Genomic DNA, 15,088 nt, shown 5'->3' with positions numbered 1-15,088 from the left:
GTCCCTGTGGCGGGGACCGGACCGGGGTCCTGGTCTGTGGCGATCAGTGCCGGTTGACGGCGGGATCAGTGGTGGCCGTGGCCGCTGGTGATCTCGGCGTGCTCGGCCGCGGTCGGCTTGGGGATCTGCGCCCCCTCGCCGTACACCGCGCGCGAGAGCTTGGCGCGCAGCTTGGTCTTGCGGTCCAGCTTGCGCTCCACACCGTTCTCGTCGACCTCGGGGCCGATCTCCAGCGGCTTGGGCTGGTCGTGAGCGGTGAGGGTGTGCAACTGGTCCTGCGGCAGCGGCTCGTGCACCTCGATGAACTCACCGTGCGGCAGCCGCTTGATGATGCCGGTCTCGCGACCGTGCAGCACCTTGTCGCGGTCACGACGCTGCAGACCCAGGCAGATCCGCTTGGTGATCACGAACGTCAGCACCGGGACCAGGAAGAAGCCGATGCGGACGGTCCACGTGATGGCGTTGATCGACAGGTGGAAGTGGGTCGCCCACAGGTCGTTGCCACCACCCACCAGCAGGATCAGGTACCAGGAGATCCACGCCGCACCGAAGCCGGTGCGCACCGGGCGGTTGCGCGGCCGGTCCAGGATGTGGTGCTCGCGGTCGTCACCGGTGACCCAGGCCTCGATGAACGGCCAGACGGCGATCGTCACCAGCACCAGCGGGAAGATGATCAGCGGGATGAACACACCCAACTGGAGGGTGTGGCCCCACAGGTTGATCTCCCAGCCGGGCATGACACGGATCAGGCCCTCGGAGAAGCCCATGTACCAGTCAGGCTGCGCACCGGTGGACACCTGGTCCGGCCGGTACGGGCCGAACGCCCAGATCGGGTTGATCGTGGCGATCGCCGCGATGGCCGCGATGACGCCGAAGACCAGGAAGAAGAAGCCGCCCGCCTTCGCCATGTACACCGGCAGCAGCGGCATGCCGACCACGTTCTTGTTGGTACGGCCGGGGCCCGCCCACTGCGTGTGCTTGTGGTAGAAGACCAGGATCAGGTGGCCCACCAGCAGCGCGGCCATGATGCCCGGCAGCAGCAGGATGTGGATCGTGTAGAAGCGCGAGACGAAGTCGTGCCCGGGGAACTCGCCGCCGAACAGGAACATCTGCAGGTAGGTCCCGACGATCGGGACCGACAGGATCGCGCCCTCCATGAACCGGACACCGGTACCCGACAGCAGGTCGTCCGGCAGCGAGTAACCGGTGAAACCGGTGAACATGCCGAGGACCAGCAGCAGGAAGCCGAAGACCCAGTTGACCTCACGCGGCTTGCGGAACGCGCCGGTGAAGAACACCCGCATCATGTGCACGAGCATCGCGGCCACGAAGACCAGCGCCGCCCAGTGGTGGATCTGACGGATCAGCAGACCACCGCGCACCTCGAAGCTGATGTGCATGGTCGACTCGAAGGCCTCCGACATGCGGATGCCCTGGAGCGGTACGTAGGGGCCGTTGTAGACGACCTCCTGCATGCTCGGGTGGAAGAACAGCGTCAGGTACACACCCGTGAGGATGATGATGACGAAGCTGTAGAGCGAGACCTCACCGAGCATGAAGGACCAGTGGTCCGGGAAGATCTTGCGCATGTTGGCCTTGGCGAGGCCGTAGATACCCAGCCTGCCGTCCGCCCAGTCAGCCAACCGCTCACCGGCCGGGGCCTTGCCCCGCCGTGCGGAGGCGTTCGCCTCATGGCTTGCAGTGCTCATCCGCGCTCCCAGAAGCTCGGGCCGACGGGCTCCGCGAAGTCGCCGAGCGCTTCGAGGTAGCCCTGTGCGTTGACGCTGATCCGCAGCTGCGGCAGGGCGTGGCCCGCCGGGCCGAAGATCACCCGACCACCGTCGGAGAGGTCGAACGTCGACTGGTGGCAGGGGCACAGCACGTGATGCGTCTGCTGCTCGTAAAGGCTGATCGGGCAGCCGACGTGGGTGCAGATCTTGGAGTAGGCGACGATGCCCTGGTGCGACCACTCAAGCTCGCGCTTGTCCTTGATGTCCTCCGGGTTGAGCCGGACGATCATCAGCGCGGCCTTGGCGATGACGGTCTGGAAGTTCTCGTCGTCCTCGCTCAGGCCTTCCGGCTTGGCGAACGTCAGCGAGCCGACGCCGATGTCCTCGGGACGCAGCGGCTGATTGGTGTTCTCGTTGATCAGCTTCATGCCCTTGCGCCACGCCGTGGTCCGCAGCTTCTTCTCCGGCAGCGGGCCGAGGTCGCGCAGCAGGACGACGCCGGACAGCGGGACCAGGGACAGGGCGCCCATCATCGTGGTCCGGATCAGCTTGCGGCGGCCGTACTGGCTCTCCTTGACGCCCTGGCGGAAGTCGGCGAAGACCTTCTCGCGGACCTCGGGCGTCGCCTCGATGGCGTGCCGCTCGTCCGGGATCTCCTCGTCCGACATCAGCGTGCGGGCCCAGTGGACCGCTCCGGCGCCGATGGCGAACAGCGCGACACCGAGGGTCAGGCCCAGGGAGAAGTTCAGCGCGCTGACGTGCCCGAACGGGAAGATGTAGACGATCTTGCCGATCGGGAAGATCACGTAGGAGGCGATGAAGCCTACGGTCGCGATCATCGACAGCACGAACAGCAGCGCCACGGTGCGCTCGGAGCGCCTGGCGGTCTGTTCGTCGATGTCCTGACGGCGCGGCTCGTGGGGCGGCAGGCCCGGGTCGGCGAACGGGTCGCCGACCGGCTCGACCGCACCGTGGTGAGCGTGCTCCCGCTCACTCGGCAGGTTTGCTTCTGACATGTCCTCGTTGCTCATGACTTCCTGGCCTTTGCCGTGTGAGCGGCGACCCAAATGGCCACGGTGATCATTGCACCGAGACCGAAGACCCAGGCGAAGAGACCCTCACTGACCGGTCCGAGGCCGCCGAGCTCAAGACCACCGGGGCTCTCGCTCTTGGAGCTGTCGACCTGCCCGAGGTAGGCGACGATGTCCTTCTTGTCCTTCGACGGCAGGGTGCTGTCCGGGAAGTTGGGCATGTTCTGCGGCCCGGTCAGCATGGCCTCGTAGATGTGCTTGGGGTCGACACCGTCAAGCGTCGGTGCGAACTTGCCCTCGGACAGCGCACCACCCTTGCCGGTCGAGTTGTGGCACTGCGCGCAGTTGGTACGGAACAGCTGGCCGCCGTTGGCGATGTCGGCGCCGTCGGGGCTGTACTGCTGCTTCGACGGGATGGCCGGGCCGGGACCGAGCGAGGCGATGTACGCGGCGAGCTGGTCGATCTGGGCCTGGTCGTAGATGGCCTTCTTCCGCGGGACCTGCGCACCCGGCTGCTGGGCGGGCATACGGCCGGTGCCGACCTGGAAGTCCACCGCGGCGGCACCGACACCGACCAGGCTCGGACCGCTGTGGGTGCCCTGCCCGGAGGTGCCGTGGCAGGAGGCACAGCCCACGGAGTAGAGCTTCTTGCCCTCCTCGGTCGCTAGGGACTGCGCGGAGTCGGCCTGCGCCTTCTCAGCCGGCGCGAACGCGGCATACAGCCCCCCGGTGGCCGCAAGCGCGAAGAGTAGGACGACGAGCGCCGCCAGCGGGTGGCGCCGTCGTGCGGAGAGCTTTTTCACGGATTACCCCGGTGTCAGGATCTTCTGCGTCGATGCTTCTGGTGTGGTCCTCTGCGGACCGAATTACTTGATCAGGTAGATCGTGGCGAAGAGGCCGATCCAGACGACATCGACGAAGTGCCAGTAGTAGGACACGACGATGGCCGCCGTGGCCTGCTCGTGGGTGAACCTCTTGGCCGCGTACGTCCTGCCCAGGACCAGCAGGAAGGCGATCAGACCGCCCGTCACGTGCAACCCGTGGAAGCCGGTGGTCAGGTAGAACACCGAGCCGTAGGGGCTGGACTTCAGGGAGAGACCGTCGTGCTTCACCAGGTCGGTGTACTCGAAGATCTGTCCGCCGATGAAGATCGCGCCCATGATGAACGTGATCACGAACCAGAGGCGCAGCTTCTTCACGTCACCGCGCTCGGCAGCGAACACGCCGAGCTGGCAGGTGAGCGAGGAGAGCACCAGGACCGTGGTGTTCACTGACGAGAACGGCACGTTCAGCGCGTCGTTCTGGCTGTGCCAGAAGGCCGTGCCGGTCACCGATCGCAGGGTGAAGTACATCGCGAAGAGGGCCGCGAAGAACATCAGCTCGGAACTCAACCAGATGATGGTTCCCACGCTGACGAGGTTCGGCCGGTTGACCGACGGGTGCGCGTGCCCGGTTTCTACTGCTGTTGCTGTCGCCACGACCGACATTATGTCGGTCGCTTATCTCGCGCTCACTCCGGGGGGTGCGATTCGGTGTGTCAAGGGCTGTTCGGCGACTCGCGTGGCGTACCGCGCCCGTCCCTCGAAGGAGCGAAGCCACGGCCGTCCTCGGCCCGTCCGCCCAGCCCACGCCCGCTACTGACGGCACGTCGGGAGTTTCCCGTACCGTTCCGGGCGGGCCGTGGCGGGAGTAGCATCGCCGCGACCGCGCCGCGGTCACCGGCCGCGCGGCGAACCTCGACGAGGAGGCTGAAGCCCATGCAGCAGACCGCCACGGTGCTCGTCTACAGCGACGACAGGAACACCCGGGAGCAGGTCCGGCTGGCGGTCGGGCGCCAGCCCGCGGCGGACGTGCCGCGGGTGGAGTTCGTGGAGTGCGCCACGGTCCCGGCCGTGCTGTCCGAGTTGGACAAGGGCGGGATCGACGTCTGCGTGCTGGACGGCGAGGCGGTCCCGGCCGGCGGCATGGGGGTGTGCCGCCAGATCAAGGACGAGGTCTTCCGTTGCCCGCCGGTGCTGCTGCTGATGGGGCGCCCGCAGGATGCCTGGCTGGCCACCTGGAGCCGGGCGGACGCCGCCGTGTCCCACCCGATCGATCCGATGGCGCTGGCCGAAGCGCTGGCGGGCTTGCTGCGCGACCGGGACCGCTCGCCCGCCAACACCTGACGGTCACATCCGCGGGGTGAGCCTTGCCGGGCTGGTCGGCCGCGGCGCGGAGGGGTTCTGGCCGCCGGGCCGGTTGACGCCGCGGGCGCCCATCGCGCTGCCCTTCGTCCACTGGTCCCACGTCAGGTTCCAGTCGCCGAAGCCGTTGCCGAACGGTTCCATGGTGGCGCCCTGGCTGTTGACCACCTGGACGATGTCTCCGTTGCGCACCTGGTCGAAGAACCAGTGCGCGTTCTCGGTGCTCATGCCCGTGCAGCCGTGGCTGACGTTGTCCGAGCCCTGCGAGCCCACCGACCAGGGCGCGGCGTGCACGAACTCACCGCTCCAGGTGACCCGGGTGGCCCAGTGCACCGGCAGGTCGTAGGAGTCCGAACTGCCTTCGGCTATGCCTATCGTGCTGCTCTTCATGCGGACGAAGGACTCCTTGTCCAGCACCACCTTGATGCCGTTGCGGGTGGAGAAGCCCGGTTTGCCGGTGGTCACCGGGATGACGCGCTGGACCTTGCCGTTGCGGCTGAGGGTGAGGTGGTGCGCCGCTGCGTCGGTCACCGCGATGACCTGGTCGCCGGTGTGCAGCGTCACGGGTTTGGCTTCGCCGCCGTAGAGCTGACCCTGTATTCGGGCGCCGAGCAGGGTGCTGGTTACGTTGATCCTGGCGTCGGTCGGCCAGAACTCGCGCGGCCGGTAGTGCAGGGTGCGGTCGTCCACCCAGTGCCAGGCGCCGGTGACCGCCGGGACGGAGCTGACGTGCAGGGCGCTCTCCACGACCACCCGGGCGGCCGGGTCCTTGACCGGCTGGCTGAGTTCGGCGGTTATGGGCTGTCCGACGCCGTAGTCGCCGGAGTCCGGGCCGAGTTTGACGCCGAGGGTGTCACGGGCGGGCCGGGTGTCGAAGGCGATGCTCTGGCGGCCCTGGGCGCCGTTGGCGTTCTCGGTGCTCACCCGGACCGTGTAGTGGGCTCCTGCGGCGAACGGAGAGGTGCTGTGCCATCTGGTGCGGTCGGCGCCGAGTTCGCCGCGCACGAAGTGTCCTGCGGCGTCGGTGGCTGTCACGTCGGTTATCCGGTTGCCGTCGCCCTTGATGGATATGTCCAGAGGCCTGTTCGGGTCGACCTGGCGACTGCCGTCCCCGGTGCTGTACGAGACCTGTCCCGCCGCGTCGTACGGCGCGGCGGCCAGCGGGTTCCCGGATCCCCCGCAGGCGGTTAGCTCGGCCGCCAGCGGCGCCAGCAGCGCCAGGTACGAAAGACGGCATATCACCCAGTGACCGCGAGATATCTGACTCATGGTCACAAGGTAAGAAATATCACCCGTCCCCGCGCGTCGCGTTCCGGCAATCGGGGAGCCGTACCGCCACGCGGGCGAGGTCCCGCCCCCCGTACGGCGCAAGGGCCGGGGCCCGGACCCGCTGTGGAAGCGGTGTCCGGGCCCCGGCCCTGCGGTCTGCCCTGCGGCTCAGTAGCGCTGGTCCGCGCCACGGTAGTACTCGAACACCCAGCCGAAGATGCCGACCAGGATGAACGGGGCGGAGAAGTACATCAGCCACCAGCCGAAGATGATGCCCAGGAAGGCCAGCGCACCACCGACGGCGAGGGCCAGCGGCTGCCAGCTGTGCGGGCTGAAGAAGCCCAGCTCGCCGGCGTCGTCCGCGACATCGGCGTCCGGCCGGTCCTGCGCACCGGTGTCGGCGCGGCGCGCGGTGAAGGCCAGGTAGTAGCCGATCATCACGCTCAGGCCGAAGGCTAGGAAGAGGGCCGTGGTGCCCGCGGGCTCGTGGGACCACACGCCGTACACGATGGCCATCAGCAGGATGAACACCGCCAGCCACAGGAACATCTTGCCCTGGATCTTCACTTTCCGGCCTCCTTACCCTCGGCACCGGCCAGGGCCTTCTCGCCGTGGGCTTCGAGCTCCAGCGCGGCGATCTCCGGGTGGTGGAGGTCGAACGCCGGGGATTCGGAGCGAATGCGCGGCAGCGTGAGGAAGTTGTGCCGCGGCGGCGGGCAGGACGTCGCCCATTCGAGCGAACGGCCGTAGCCCCACGGGTCGTCGACCTCGACCTTCTTGCCGTACTTGGCGGTCTTCCACACGTTGTAGAAGAACGGCAGCATCGACAAGCCGAGCAGGAACGAGCTGATGGACGAGATGGTGTTCAGCGTGGTGAAGCCGTCCGCCGCCAGGTAGTCCGCGTAGCGGCGCGGCATGCCCTCGACGCCCAGCCAGTGCTGGACCAGGAACGTGCCGTGGAAGCCGATGAACAGCGTCCAGAAGGTGATCTTGCCAAGCCGCTCGTCGAGCATCTTGCCGGTCATCTTCGGCCACCAGAAGTGGAAGCCGGCGAACATCGCGAAGACCACGGTGCCGAACACCACGTAGTGGAAGTGGGCCACCACGAAGTACGAGTCGGAGATGTGGAAGTCCAGCGGCGGCGCGGCCAGGATGACACCGGTCAGACCACCGAAGGTGAAGGTGATCAGGAAGCCGATCGCCCACAGCATCGGGGTCTCGAAACTCAGCGACCCCTTCCACATCGTGCCGATCCAGTTGAAGAACTTCACACCGGTCGGCACCGCGATCAGGAACGTCATGAAGGAGAAGAACGGCAGCAGCACACCACCGGTGACGTACATGTGGTGCGCCCACACGGTCACCGACAGACCGGCGATGGTGATGGTCGCGGCCACCAGGCCGATGTAGCCGAACATCGGCTTGCGGCTGAAGACCGGGATGACCTCACTGATGATGCCGAAGAACGGCAAGGCGATGATGTACACCTCTGGATGGCCGAAGAACCAGAAGAGGTGTTGCCACAGCAGCGCACCGCCGTTGGCCGCGTCGAAGACATGCGCCCCGAACTTGCGGTCCGCCTCCAGCGCCAGCAGCGCGGCGGCCAGCACCGGGAAGGCGAGCAGCACCAGCACCGCGGTCAGCAGCACGTTCCAGCAGAAGATCGGCATCCGGAACATCGTCATGCCCGGAGCGCGCATGCAGATGATCGTGGTGATGAAGTTGACCGCACCGAGGATCGTGCCGAAGCCGGAGAGGGCCAGACCCATGATCCACATGTCCGAGCCGACACCCGGCGAGCGGACCGCGTCCGACAGCGGCGAGTAGGCGAACCAGCCGAAGTCAGCCGCACCCTGCGGGGTGAGGAAGCCACCGACCGCGATCAGCGAGCCGAACAGGTACAGCCAGTAGGCGAACATGTTCAGCCGCGGGAACGCCACGTCGGGCGCACCGATCTGCAGCGGCATGATCCAGTTGGTGAAGCCCGCGAACAGCGGCGTCGCGAACATCAGCAGCATGATCGTGCCGTGCATCGTGAACGCCTGGTTGAACTGCTCGGTCGACATGATCTGCAGACCGGGGCGGGCCAGCTCGGCGCGCATCAGCAGCGCCATGATGCCGCCGATGATGAAGAAGCCGAACGACGTCACCAGGTACAGCGAGCCGATCGTCTTGTGGTCGGTGGTGGTCAGCCACTTCACGACCGCGTTGCCCGGCTGCTTTCGCCGTACCGGCGGCAGCTCGGTGGCTCCGCCGACGGCAGCACCCTGGGGTTCGTTGAGGATGCTCACTTGTCACTCTCCGACTGGCTGTTGCCCGGCGTGCCGGTACCCGTCTGGTTGACGGTCGTGCTGCCCGGCTGCCGGTTCGTCTTCGCGTCGCGCGTGTTACCCGTGGTCGGGATGCCCGCCGGGAGGTAGCCGGTCTGCCCCTTGCTCGCGAGGTCCTTCAGGTGCGCCTGGTACTGGGCCGGGGTGACGACCTTGACGTTGAACAGCATCCTGGAGTGGTCGACGCCGCACAGCTCCGCGCACTTGCCCATGAAGGTGCCGAGCTTGTTCGGGGTGACCTGGAAGACGTTGGTGTGGCCGGGGATGACGTCCATCTTCATCAGGAACGGCACCACCCAGAAGGAGTGGATGACGTCCCGCGAGGTGAGGACGAACTTGACCGTCTGGCCCTCGGGAAGCCACAGCGTCGGGCCGGGGCTGGGGTTGCCCGGGTCCCATTCGGCCGGGGTGCCGGTCTCGTAGACACCGCCGGCGTTCGCGGGCATGCCCTCCAGGGCGGTCGGCGGGATGCTCGACAGCTCGGCCGGGACGGCGGTCGGGGACTTCGGGCTGCCCGGCACGTCCTCGATGTAGTTGAACGCCCAGCTCCACTGGAAGCCCACCACGTTGATGATGTGGTCGGGCTTCTTGGATGTCTCCAGAAGCTTGGACTCGTCACGGGCGGTGAAGTAGAACAGCACCGCGATGATGACGAGGGGGACCACGGTGTACAGCGCCTCAAGCGGCATGTTGTACCGGGTCTGAGTGGGCACCTCGATCTTCGTCCGGCTGCGCCGGTGGAAGATCACGGACCAGATGATCAGGCCCCAGACGAGCACACCGGTCGCCAGTGCGGCGGCCCAGGAGCCCTGCCAGAGCGAAAGGATTCGCGGTGCCTCTTCCGTGGCGGGGCTGGGCATGCCGAGGCGGGGGAAGTCCTTGTAGGTGCAACCGGTAGCGGTCACCAGGACCAGGCCCGCGGCCAACGCCTGCGGCAACCGCCGCCGCATCGGGCGCCGCGACTTGCGGTCGGAGCCGTTGGGACTCACGTAGCGCCTTCCCGAGAGTCTCGCCCGCGCGCCCCGGATCCCGGCCGTTGCGTGCGGTCGGCGCCCTGGCGCGGGCAGGGTTTGGATGTTTATGCGGACCAAACCCTACTGGACGCTTATCGGGGCCACGCGGGGAGGGGTCCCAACGCGCCGGACCGGCCGGAGGATGGCCCCCGAAGGGGTGGAATCCCCCACTCCGAGGGCCAATTGACGGAGCGCTGGGCGGGTGGCGGTTTGTGCGGTTTGCCGGATGCCGCCTTCGGGGGAGCACGGGCCGGGTGACCGGCGTTCCGCCTGGTCGGCCGGGAGGGGTAGCGTCGGGAGCGTGCCTTACTTCGACGTGGCGTCCACCGCCCCGCTGCACCCCGTCGCCCGGCAGGCGCTGCTGGCGGCGCTGGACGAGGGGTGGGCCGACCCGGCCCGGCTGTACCGGGAGGGGCGGCGGGCCCGGATGCTGCTGGACGCCGCGCGGCAGACGGCGGCGGAAGCGGTCGGCTGCCGCCCCGACGAGCTGAGCTTCACCTCTTCGGGCACCCGGGCGGTGCACACCGCCGTCGCCGGGGCGCTGGCGGGACGCCGCCGGACGGGCCGTCACCTCGTGGTGTCCGCCGTGGAGCACTCGTCGGTGCTGCACGCGGCCGAGGCGCACGAGGCGGACGGCGGCACGGCCACCGAGGTGGGCGTCGACCGCACGGGGCGGGCGGCGCCCGAGGCGTACCGGGCGGCGCTGCGCCCCGACACCGCGCTGGCCTGCCTGCAGTCGGCCAACCACGAGGTGGGCACGGTGCAGCCGGTGTCCGAGGTGGCGGCGGTCTGCCGGGAGGCGGGGGTACCGCTACTGGTGGACGCGGCACAGTCGTTGGGGTGGGAGCCGGTGCCGGGCGACTGGTCGCTGCTGACGGCCAGTGCCCACAAATGGGGCGGTCCGCCGGGAGTTGGGCTGCTGGCGGTGCGCAAGGGAGTGCGGTTCGCGGCGCCCGCGCCCGCGGACGAACGGGAGCGCGGACGGGCGCCCGGCTTCGAGAACCTTCCGGCGATCGTGGCCGCGGCGGCGTCGCTGCGCGCGGTACGGGACGAGGCCGCGGCCGAACGCGAGCGGCTGGCCGCCCTGGTGGACCGGATCCGCACGCGGGTTCCGCAACTCGTCCCGGACGTCGACGTGGTGGGCGATCCGGTACGGCGGCTGCCGCACCTGGTCACCTTCTCCTGTCTGTATGTCGACGGTGAGGCGCTGTTGGGCGAGCTGGATCGGTCCGGTTTCGCGGTCTCGTCCGGTTCGTCCTGTACCTCCAGCACGTTGACGCCGAGCCATGTGCTGCGGGCGATGGGCGTGCTGTCGGAGGGCAACGTACGGGTGTCGCTGCCGCGGGGCACGACAGGGGCGGACGTCGACCACTTCCTCGACGTGCTGCCCGCGGCGGTACGGCGGGTACGCGGCCACCTCGCGGAGACGGCCGACGCGCCGGCCGAGGGCGGCGCCGAGGGCGGCGCCGACCTGGTCCTGGACACACTGGGCAAGCGGTGCCCGATCCCGGTGATCGAACTCGCCAAGGTGATCGGCGACGTTCCGATGGGGGGCACGGTGACGGTCCTGTCCGACGACGAGGCGGCGCGCCTCGACATCCCCGCCTGGTGCGACATGCGCGACCAGCAGTACGCCGGCGAACGCCCGGTCCCGGGCGGCACGGCCTACGTGGTCCGCCGCCACACGTAACCCGCCCCGCGGAGGGTGGCTGCCGTCCGCACGCCGTCGCCAAGAGCCCCACGGCGCGGCGCCCGTTACGCCAGGTGCACCCGCAGCTCCGCCGCCGCCTGCTCCCCGTACGCCTTGGTGAACCGCTCCAGGAAGTGCGCCCTGCGCAACTCGTACTCCTGGGTGCCCAGGGTCTCGATGACCAAGGTCGCCAGCATGCAGCCCACCTGCGCCGACCGCTCAAGGCCCAGCTGCCAGGCCAGTCCCGTCAGGAAGCCCGCGCGGAAGGCGTCGCCCACGCCGGTCGGGTCGACCTTGCGCTCCTCCTCCGCGCAGCCGACCTCGATCGGCGCCTCCCCGGCCCGTTCGACCCGTACGCCGTTCGCACCGAGCGTGGTCACCCGGGTGCCGACCTTCGCCAGCACCTCCTCCGGCGACCAGCCGGTCTTGCTCTGGATCAGCGCCGCCTCGTACTCGTTGGTGAACAGGTAGTCCGCCCCCTCCACCAGCAGCCGGATCTCGTCACCGTCCAGCCGGGCGAGCTGCTGCGACGGGTCCGCGGCGAACGCGAGGCCGCGGGTCCGGCACTCCTGCGTGTGCCGCAGCATCGCCTGCGGGTCGTCCGCGCCGATCACCACCAGGTCGAGCCCGCCGACCCGCTCGGCGATCGGCTGGAGCTCGATCTGCCGGGCCTCGCTCATCGCACCGGTGTAGAAGGACGCGATCTGGTTGTGGTCGGCGTCCGTGGTGCACACGAAGCGCGCCGTGTGCAGCACCTCGGAGATCCGTACCGACTCGGTGTCCACGTTGTGCCGGTCGAGCCACGCCCGGTACTCGCCGAAGTCCGAGCCCGCGGCGCCGACCAGGATCGGCCGCAGCCCGAGCACGCCCATGCCGAAGCAGATGTTCGGCGCGACCCCGCCGCGCCGCACGTCCAGGGTGTCGACCAGGAAGGAGAGCGAGACCGTGTGCAACTGGTCGGCCACCAGCTGGTCGGCGAAGCGGCCGGGGAAGGTCATCAGGTGGTCGGTGGCGATGGAGCCGGTGACAGCGATACGCACGACGGGTGTGCTCCTGCGGTGGGGGCGATGGCGGGCTGGACTGCTGGGTGGCGGGCGGGCCTACTGGACCAGCCAACGCTACCGGGTCGCCATGCGGCGCCGGTACCGAACCGTTCCGGCCAGGACCGGCTGGCCGAGGACCACGCCTTCGGGGGTCCTCCAGGAAATTACCGGAAAGTACTGCTTTCCACCCCAGTAAACGGCGCATAAAGTCACCAGTGCGCACGATTCCCTCGCGCCCCTCAGAACCGGGAGCCACCATGTCCGAGCAGGCCGAACACCCCGAGCTCACCGAACTGCCTGGTGTGCCCGGCTTCCCGGGTACGGAGTCCGGCTCCCCCGCGGATCTGCTGGACGACTGCCGCCGCATCGCCTCCCGCTGGGCGACAGCCCACCTGGATGCGGCGCCTCCGGTTCCGCCATCGTCCATTCACGGTACGAAGGTCCCCGCCGCCTCCGCGCACGCCGTCGAGGAAATGTCCGAATACGGCAGCTGAAGCCCGGCCGGAACACATCAGTCCGCCCGCCCCGCGGCAGTCCGCCGCACCCCCGAAGCAGCCCACCGCGCTCCGAAGCTGTACGCGGAACCGTACGGCACTCGGCTCCGTCCAAGTCACGTCCGCCACACGGCGGATGGTGACATCCACACCGTCACGGAGCCGAAAGGAGCTGAACGGTGGGCATCGAGCGCACCCCGGAGAGCAGGCCCGGGAACGGGTCACCAGCCGGTACGTCCGGCCTGTCGGAGCGAACCGGTGAGCACCGCGGGCGCCGAACGCCGCTGGCCGTGGCACTGGTCGCGGGGGCGGTCCTGGTGGCGGGCGGCGGCAGCGCCTACTGGGCGGCGTCGGCCGCCAGCGGCGCCCCCGGCCCGACGGCGCCCGGCGCCGGGTCCAGCCCGGCCCCACTGGCGCTGAGCGGCTGGGGCCAGAGCGACGCGGGCACCCCGGGGGTGCGGTACCAGGCGACCGGAGCCCTGCCGTCCGGTCCGGGCTCGGCCCCCGTGTATCAGGCACGCGGCCAGGTCTCCCGGGACGACGTGGCCAAGCTCGCGACCGCGCTCGGCGTGTCCGGCCCGATCGCGCTGGACCACGGCCTGTGGCGGGCCGCCCCGAGCCACAACGCGCCGGGCCCGACGTTGCAGGTGACCCAACAGGCGCCCGGCAGTTGGGCGTTCGCGCGGAACGGGGCTGGCACCGGATGCCACCCGTCCACCGCGAGCGGCGGCGCGGACGGTGCCGGGCAGGCCGTCTGCTACTCCCCCGAGGACGCCATGCGGTCGACGGCGCCCGCGGTCCCGTCCCCCGGCCCGGCCGTACCGCCCGACCAGGCGAAGCGTGCCGTCGCCCCGGTGTTGACGGCGCTCGGCCTGGGCGGGGCGCGGGTGGACGCCTCGCGGGCGGCGGGCGGTGTGCGCACCGTCGAGGTTGACCCGATGGTGGGCGGTCTGCCGACGCACGGCTGGCAGACCATGCTCCAGGTGGGCCCGGACGGGCGGCTGCTGAGCGGTTCGGGGCGGCTGGCGGCGCTGGCCCGGGGCGCCGCGTATCCGGTGGTGAGCGCGCGGCGGGCGCTGGACGAGCTGAACGGATCCGGCGCCACCCCGGGCACCGGTCCGTGCCGCACCATGCACCCGGGCGCCACGGGCCTGGCGGGCGCCGACCCCGGTGGCCCCGCCGATCCCGGAGACCTGCCGGTGCGCCCTTCCGCGCGCTGCGTCACCGGCGCCCCGCTGACCTTGGACGTACGGGCGGCGCGGTTCGGGCTGTCCGCGCAGTTCGTGGGCGGACAGTCGGAGCTGGTGCCGTCCTGGCTGTTCCAGGTGGCCCAGCCCGCGGCCCAGCAGCCCGTGGAGATCGCCCAGCCAGCGGTGGACCCGAAGTACGTCGCGCCCCCGCCCAGCGCGGCGCCCTCGCCGGGCACCGCCACGCACGTCGAGTCCTACGCGGCGGACAGCCGCACGCTCACTCTGCGCTTCTGGGGCGGGGTGTGTTCGACGTACTCGGCGAGCGTGGTCAGCCAGTCGGCCGACGCGGTGAAGGTCCGGATCACCAGCTCCGCCAAGGACCCCGAGCGGATCTGCGTGATGCTGGCGAAGTCGATCAGCGAGCGGGTGACGCTGGACGCTCCGCTCGGCACCCGTACGGTCTACGACGCCTCGGACGGCCGGGCGGTGCCGCAGCGCGGCTGAACGGTGCCGGATACGCGAGCGGCGGTGCCCCGGCCTGGGGGGCACCGCCGCATGGTCACGTAGGACTCAGTGGAACGAGTCGCCGCAGGCGCAGGAGCCCGTGGCGTTCGGGTTGTCGATGGTGAAGCCCTGCTTCTCGATGGTGTCCACGAAGTCGATCGAGGCACCGCCGAGGTACGGGGCGCTCATCCGGTCGGTGACGACCTTGACGCCGCCGAAGTCCTTCACGACATCGCCGTCGAGCGAGCGCTCGTCGAAGAACAGCTGGTAGCGCAGACCGGAGCAGCCTCCGGGCTGAACCGCGACACGCAGCGCGAGGTCTTCGCGGCCTTCCTGTTCGAGCAGGCTCTTGACCTTGGCCGCGGCGGCGTCGGACAGGATGATGCCCTCGCTTGCGGTGGTCTCGTCCTGAACCGTCATCTGTTCACTCCCGGGTTTCTACGCAACGTCGGTCTTTCTGCCGCCGACTGGAACCGCCGCCGCCCGGAAAAAATTCCGGGTCGGATCCGGCATCCCACTCACGCCTTCCATTCATGCTCGCACACCGCTCACGGCAAGGTCACCTCATGGCCCGGGCGGATCAACCTGTTGGCCAGAACGAGCCGGATACG

General features: G+C 69.4%; 14 protein-coding genes. 4 read left to right on the top strand and 10 right to left on the bottom strand.

Going from position 1 to position 15,088, the window contains the following annotated elements; translation table 11 throughout:
• Window positions 1–65: 65 nt before the first annotated feature.
• The 4 genes from qcrB to ctaE all read right to left on the bottom strand — a co-directional run bounded on the left by qcrB (window position 66) and on the right by ctaE (window position 4,248).
• Complete coding sequence (qcrB, locus tag P3G67_RS04755; RefSeq protein WP_276092311.1) at window positions 66–1,709, bottom strand: cytochrome bc1 complex cytochrome b subunit; 1,644 nt, start codon at window positions 1,707–1,709, stop codon at window positions 66–68.
• Window positions 1,706–2,761: a cytochrome bc1 complex Rieske iron-sulfur subunit gene (gene qcrA / locus P3G67_RS04750; protein ID WP_269854319.1), complete on the bottom strand. Its 1,056-nt coding sequence runs from the start codon at window positions 2,759–2,761 to the stop codon at window positions 1,706–1,708. Before qcrA ends, qcrB begins: the two co-directional genes overlap by 4 nt.
• Window positions 2,758–3,564, bottom strand: coding sequence for a cytochrome bc1 complex diheme cytochrome c subunit (gene qcrC, locus P3G67_RS04745; RefSeq protein WP_269854318.1), 807 nt, complete (start codon window positions 3,562–3,564; stop codon window positions 2,758–2,760). Before qcrC ends, qcrA begins: the two co-directional genes overlap by 4 nt.
• 63 nt (window positions 3,565–3,627) lie before the next feature.
• Window positions 3,628–4,248: an aa3-type cytochrome oxidase subunit III gene (gene ctaE, locus P3G67_RS04740; protein ID WP_269854317.1), complete on the bottom strand. Its 621-nt coding sequence runs from the start codon at window positions 4,246–4,248 to the stop codon at window positions 3,628–3,630.
• 270 nt (window positions 4,249–4,518) lie between these two features.
• Between ctaE and P3G67_RS04735 the strand changes: the two genes are divergently transcribed.
• Window positions 4,519–4,926 carry a hypothetical protein gene (locus P3G67_RS04735; protein ID WP_269854316.1) on the top strand — a complete coding sequence of 136 codons (408 nt, stop codon included), beginning with the start codon at window positions 4,519–4,521 and terminating at the stop codon, window positions 4,924–4,926.
• 3 nt (window positions 4,927–4,929) lie between these two features.
• Here the strand turns inward: P3G67_RS04735 and P3G67_RS04730 are convergent, their stop codons facing one another.
• From P3G67_RS04730 to ctaC, 4 genes are all read right to left on the bottom strand, one after another.
• Window positions 4,930–6,213 (bottom strand): L,D-transpeptidase, encoded by a 1,284-nt coding sequence (locus tag P3G67_RS04730; protein WP_276092310.1) that lies wholly within the window; start codon window positions 6,211–6,213, stop codon window positions 4,930–4,932.
• A 168-nt stretch (window positions 6,214–6,381) separates the two neighbouring features.
• Window positions 6,382–6,780, bottom strand: a complete 399-nt coding sequence (locus tag P3G67_RS04725; RefSeq protein ID WP_269854314.1) for a cytochrome c oxidase subunit 4 — start codon at window positions 6,778–6,780, stop codon at window positions 6,382–6,384.
• Window positions 6,777–8,504, bottom strand: a complete 1,728-nt coding sequence (ctaD, locus tag P3G67_RS04720; RefSeq protein WP_269854313.1) for an aa3-type cytochrome oxidase subunit I — start codon at window positions 8,502–8,504, stop codon at window positions 6,777–6,779. The genes P3G67_RS04725 and ctaD overlap by 4 nt, the downstream gene beginning before the upstream one ends.
• The gene (ctaC, locus tag P3G67_RS04715; RefSeq protein ID WP_276092309.1) at window positions 8,501–9,532 is read right to left on the bottom strand and encodes an aa3-type cytochrome oxidase subunit II; all 1,032 of its coding nucleotides are present in this window, start codon (window positions 9,530–9,532) and stop codon (window positions 8,501–8,503) included. The genes ctaD and ctaC overlap by 4 nt, the downstream gene beginning before the upstream one ends.
• 325 nt (window positions 9,533–9,857) lie before the next feature.
• On the opposite strand from ctaC, the gene P3G67_RS04710 reads away from it, so the two are divergent.
• A complete protein-coding gene (locus tag P3G67_RS04710; protein WP_276092308.1) occupies window positions 9,858–11,246 on the top strand; it encodes a cysteine desulfurase/sulfurtransferase TusA family protein in 1,389 nt (462 codons plus the stop codon).
• 65 nt (window positions 11,247–11,311) lie between these two features.
• Here the strand turns inward: P3G67_RS04710 and P3G67_RS04705 are convergent, their stop codons facing one another.
• Window positions 11,312–12,286, bottom strand: coding sequence for a carbohydrate kinase family protein (locus P3G67_RS04705; RefSeq protein WP_276092307.1), 975 nt, complete (start codon window positions 12,284–12,286; stop codon window positions 11,312–11,314).
• Window positions 12,287–12,546: 260 nt separating this feature from the next.
• On the opposite strand from P3G67_RS04705, the gene P3G67_RS04700 reads away from it, so the two are divergent.
• Entirely contained in the window at window positions 12,547–12,783 is a 237-nt protein-coding gene (locus tag P3G67_RS04700) for a hypothetical protein (protein WP_269854309.1), read from the top strand.
• A 179-nt stretch (window positions 12,784–12,962) separates the two neighbouring features.
• Entirely contained in the window at window positions 12,963–14,477 is a 1,515-nt protein-coding gene (locus P3G67_RS04695) for a hypothetical protein (protein ID WP_276092306.1), read from the top strand.
• A 66-nt stretch (window positions 14,478–14,543) separates the two neighbouring features.
• On the opposite strand, the gene P3G67_RS04690 is transcribed toward P3G67_RS04695, so the two are convergent.
• Window positions 14,544–14,897, bottom strand: coding sequence for a HesB/IscA family protein (locus tag P3G67_RS04690; RefSeq protein WP_269854307.1), 354 nt, complete (start codon window positions 14,895–14,897; stop codon window positions 14,544–14,546).
• Window positions 14,898–15,088 lie beyond the last annotated feature (191 nt).

Origin of the sequence: Streptomyces silvisoli (assembly GCF_029269905.1) — a bacterium.
GTDB lineage: Bacteria > Actinomycetota > Actinomycetes > Streptomycetales > Streptomycetaceae > Streptantibioticus_A > Streptantibioticus_A silvisoli_A.
Note: the sequence above shows the minus strand (reverse complement) of the source record. Positions and strands in the feature narration are given on the sequence as shown.

Bases quoted from the DNA above. Each gene is read 5' to 3' on its own strand.
- qcrB (WP_276092311.1), bottom strand. From the start codon at position 1,709: ATGAGCACTGCAAGCCATGAGGCGAACGCCTCCGCACGGCGGGGCAAG.
- qcrA (WP_269854319.1), bottom strand. From the start codon at position 2,761: ATGAGCAACGAGGACATGTCAGAAGCAAACCTGCCGAGTGAGCGGGAG.
- ctaE (WP_269854317.1), bottom strand. From the start codon at position 4,248: ATGTCGGTCGTGGCGACAGCAACAGCAGTAGAAACCGGGCACGCGCAC.
- P3G67_RS04735 (WP_269854316.1), top strand. From the start codon at position 4,519: ATGCAGCAGACCGCCACGGTGCTCGTCTACAGCGACGACAGGAACACC.
- P3G67_RS04730 (WP_276092310.1), bottom strand. From the start codon at position 6,213: ATGAGTCAGATATCTCGCGGTCACTGGGTGATATGCCGTCTTTCGTAC.
- P3G67_RS04700 (WP_269854309.1), top strand. From the start codon at position 12,547: ATGTCCGAGCAGGCCGAACACCCCGAGCTCACCGAACTGCCTGGTGTG.
- P3G67_RS04690 (WP_269854307.1), bottom strand. From the start codon at position 14,897: ATGACGGTTCAGGACGAGACCACCGCAAGCGAGGGCATCATCCTGTCC.